At 35.3% G+C, this 4,756-nt stretch carries 1 protein-coding gene; it reads left to right on the forward strand.

Translation table 11 applies throughout. The features are described 5' to 3' along the window. Positions 1 to 4,393: type ISP restriction/modification enzyme (locus tag ABD915_RS08880; RefSeq protein ID WP_345117493.1), on the forward strand; the 4,393-nt coding region annotated here is incomplete at its 5' end. Positions 4,394 to 4,756: the final 363 nt, after the last annotated feature.

Consider the following 4,756-nt stretch of genomic DNA (forward strand, 5'->3'; position numbering starts at 1 on the left):
AAAGCTTTTAGATCATCAGATAGAAGCGCTTGAGAGAGTTTGTGAAGGTTTGCAAGAAGCAGACCGTGGCAAGCTTATTATGGCATGTGGAACGGGAAAAACTTTCACCAGTCTTAAGATAGCAGAACAAATAGCTGGAAAAGGCAAGCGTGTATTGTTTCTGGTACCTTCTCTTGCTTTGATGTCACAAACAATCCGTGAATGGACCATTGATACAGAAATCCCCTTGCGTTCTTTTGCCGTGTGTTCGGATACACAAGTAGGCAAGCGTCGTAAAAGTAAACATGATGATGAATCTGGTCTTGATGCATCAGATCTTGTCTTGCCGGCTACCACGGATGCAAAAGAACTTGCCCGTAAAGCCAATAAGACCTCTCTTGATGTGATGACCGCGGTCTTTTCGACCTATCATTCCATTCAAGTGATTTCCGATGCGCAAAAGGAATATGATTTACCCGAATTTGATCTGATCATTTGTGATGAAGCCCATAGGACAACGGGGGTTGTATTAGGAACAGACAAGCATGAATCTGAGTTTGTCAAGGTTCACGACAACAGCATCATTCAAGGTAAAAAACGCCTCTACATGACAGCAACGCCTAAGATCTTTACCGATAAGCTGAAAAAAAAGGCTGACGTATCCGATGCCGTGCTGGCTTCTATGGATGATGAAGCCCTCTATGGGAAAAATCTTTACACCTATACTTTTTCAAAAGCTCTACAAAATAAACTGTTAACCCCTTATAAAGTTATTGTTTTAGCTGTTGATGAAGCAATTATCAACGCAACAATTCAGAAACGTCTTAAAGATAAAAATTCCGAACTTATTCTTGATGATACAACCAAAATGATTGGCTGCTACAAAGCACTTTCTCAAATAGAAAAGAAAGATGATGAGGATAACGACATAAAGCCTATGCGTCGTTCTCTGGCTTTCTGTAGGGATATCAAGACATCTGAACGAGTTAGTGAGATTTTTAATGATGCTATTGATGAATATCATAAATTTGTTCCCGAAAGTAAGACATCTCTTATCTTTGATGTTAAGCACATTGATGGGACTTTTAATGGTAAAGACCGTAATAAATTGCTTGATTGGCTTAAAGAAGATACAGATGAGAATAACTGCCGTGTGCTCAGCAATGTTAGATGCCTTTCTGAAGGTGTTGATGTTCCTGCTCTTGATGCGGTTATGTTTTTACACCCGCGCAAAAGTCACGTAGATGTGATACAGGCTGTGGGGCGTGTAATGCGTCGCGCAGAAGGTAAAACAACAGGCTATATTATTTTACCCGTTGGTATTCCCTTCAATATTCCACCACAACAGGCTTTAGAAAACAATAAAAAGTATGATGTCATCTGGCAAGTTCTCAATGCGTTGCGTGCTCATGATGACAACTTTAAAAGTAAAATGAAAGCTTTAGAGCTAGACCAAGATGTTCGTCATCTATTTGAGATTGTAGGGGTAACTTTTGACCCTGCTTTACAAGCAATGACCGCAGTTGTTGACGAACTATCCTTCCACGCAAAATCTGAAAGTGCTGGGCTTCATATTGGCTCAGTAGTAAGTGAAAGTTCTCATAGGGTTGGAGGACAAGAAGAATTCGATTTTTATATCGATGAATTATCGCGTGCTATTAAGCCAATCATTGTCAGAAAATGTGGAGAGTCTAATCAATGGGAAAAATGGGCAGGTAATGTTGCTGCAATTGCACAAAATCATATTATCCGTCTTAAAAGCATACTCGCTGATAAAAAGAGTGAAGCTTATCGCGCCTTTCATGTTTTTCACAAAGAATTAAAGAACGGTTTAAATGACAGTATCGAACAAGAAGATGCACTTGAGATGTTGGCGCAACACCTTGTGACACGTCCTATTTTTGAATCTTTGTTTGATGGCAATGAGTTTGTGAGTAAAAATGCTATCTCACAGGCTATGGAAAAGATCTTAGCTGAACTTGATAAGATGAATATCAAAGAAGAAGCCAAAGATCTTGATAAATTTTATCAAAGTGTAAGGGAGGATACAGAAGGTATCATTGAAACGCGTGCAAAACAAAACCTTATTACTCAACTTTACGAAGATTTTTTTACCAAGGCATTCAAAAAGACAACAGATAAACTTGGGATTGTTTATACGCCTATTGAAATAGTCGATTTTATCTTACATTCCGTCAATGATGTTTTAGAGCAAGAGTTTGGACAAAGTTTGAGTTCTCGAGGCGTCTCTATCCTCGACCCTTTTACTGGAACTGGGACCTTTATCACACGGCTTTTACAATCTGGACTGATCAAATCAGAGGATATGGAATATAAGTTCCGAAATGAAATCAAAGCCAACGAAATTGTTTTACTGGCTTATTACATAGCAGCCATTAACATTGAATCGACCTATCATAGTCTTATGAAAGGAGATTATATCCCTTTTGAAGGGATTTGTTTAACTGATACATTTCTGATGCTTGAGGAGAAAGATTTCTTCACACACTATATGTTTGAAAATTCGGAACGGTGCAAAAAACAGCAGGAAGCAGATATCCAAGTTATTGTTGGCAACCCTCCTTATTCAGTTGGTCAAAAAAGTGCCAATGATAATAATCCAAATGTACGTTATGATACGCTTAATGAAAGCATCAAAAATACATATGCATCAAGATCTCAAGCAAAACTAAAAAGAGGCCTCTATGATAGCTATATTAGAGCAATTCGTTGGGCAAGTAATCGTTTAAGTTCACAAGGCGGTGTTGTAGCTTATGTTTCTGGAAATGGATGGATTGATAAAACATTTGCTGACGGTATGCGGAATTGCTTACAGAGTGAATATTCTTCTATTTATATCATTAATCTTCGTGGTGATATTCGAAAAAATATGAAATCAAAAGATATAGCAAAAGAAGGAGAAAACGTCTTTAAATCTGGTTGCATGAATGGAATAGCGATAACTATTTTTGTACGCAATCCATATGAGAAACAGCCATGTAAGATTTACTATCATGATATTGGTAATAATCTTTCTACCAAAGAAAAATTAGAAAGATTACGTACATTGAGAAGTGTAAAAAAGATAGTGCAATCTAAAAAATTTATTCCGATTAGCCCTAATGAAAAATATGATTGGATCAAGAAAAGAAATGCAGATTTTGATCAATTTATTTCAATGGGAAATAAAAATATTTTAGCAGACGCTAAACTTTTTGAGATAATGTCACCTGGTGTATTATCAAATCGAGATGCTTGGGTTTACAATTTCTCATGTGAAAAATTAGATGCATCCATTCAAAAAACAATTGATTTTTTTAATATACAGAGGAAACTCGTTTCTAAAAAATCTTATGTATCTGTGAAAAAGATTATTGATTATGATGCTACAAAAATTAGTTGGTCGGATGCTCTTATATCTAAACTAAAGCAAGATATAAATGCAACATTTGAAGCACATTTAAAGGTTCCTATTCTTTATCGACCGTTTATGATAGCATGGCATTATGCATCATCATTCCTTAATGAACGGATAGGGCAAACACATAAATTTTTTAATCCAGATATTTCACATAATCTTGGTATTTGTGTTTCAGGTAGTGGTAGTAACTCAAGTTTCTCTTGTCTCATGAGTAATAAACCCATTACCTATGATACATTAGAAAAAACAAGATGTTATCCGCTTATGTTTCATTGTGAAGATAAGAAACATCATAACCATAGCTTATTTACTCCAGGTGCAAAAAAGAAAGTTCGTGATGGTATTACAGATGCGGGTTTAAAGAAATTTCAGTCTACTTATCCTAATGAGACCATAACAAAAGAAGATATCTTTTATTATGTTTATGGATTATTACATTCGGAAGATTATCGCGCCCGTTATGCTCATAATTTATGTAAAGAATTGCCTCGTATCCCTTGCGTAAAGACAGCTGAGGACTTTTGGAAATTTGTTACAGCAGGGCGTGAACTGGGTCATTTACATGTAAATTATGAAAGCATAGCACCTTATCCAGTCTCATTTAAAAAAGGCAATCCAAAACAGACTGATATTTCTAATCCCGAAAAATTTTACTACGTTACAGAAATGAAATTCGCAAAAATTAAAAATAGTAAGGAAAAGGATAAAACCACTGTTATTTACAACAGCAATATCACAATAACAGACATTCCTCTTGAAGCTTATGAGTATATCGTCAATGGCAAGCCCGCTCTTGAATGGGTTATGGGTCGTCAATGTGTTAAGACTGATAAAAAGAGTGGTATTGTGAATGATGCTAATCACTATGCTATTGAAACGGTTGGTAACCCTGCTTATCCATTAGAATTGTTTCAAAGGGTTATTACTGTAAGTTTAGAAACAATGAAAATCGTTAAAAACTTACCAAAATTAGAAATTAGAGAAACTGAATAAGCGTATAAAGCATGCTCACATAATGGGCATGCTAATCTCATAAGGGGTATAGAATATAGCTATACCTCTTTTGTAAGTTTATTAGATACAATCTTAAAAGGAGTGTTTATATGTGTTATTCTAAAAAGAAATCATTTGCACTTTTAAACACTCTACTTTGGATTGCTTTAAGACTTATAAGAAATCCCCTCTTAAACAAGATAAGATTTATTCGGATTGCCTCTAAAAGATTATACCGTAATCTCAAATGATAGATTTATCCTTTTTAAAAGCTTTATTTAAAGAGAGTTATGTATATTCATTTTGCTTATAGGTTTTGAAGGTTTCTCAAACCCTCAAAATACCTTCAAAATATATTCTATT

This window comes from Bartonella jaculi, assembly GCF_039543045.1.
Classification (GTDB): Bacteria; Pseudomonadota; Alphaproteobacteria; order Rhizobiales; family Rhizobiaceae; genus Bartonella; species Bartonella jaculi.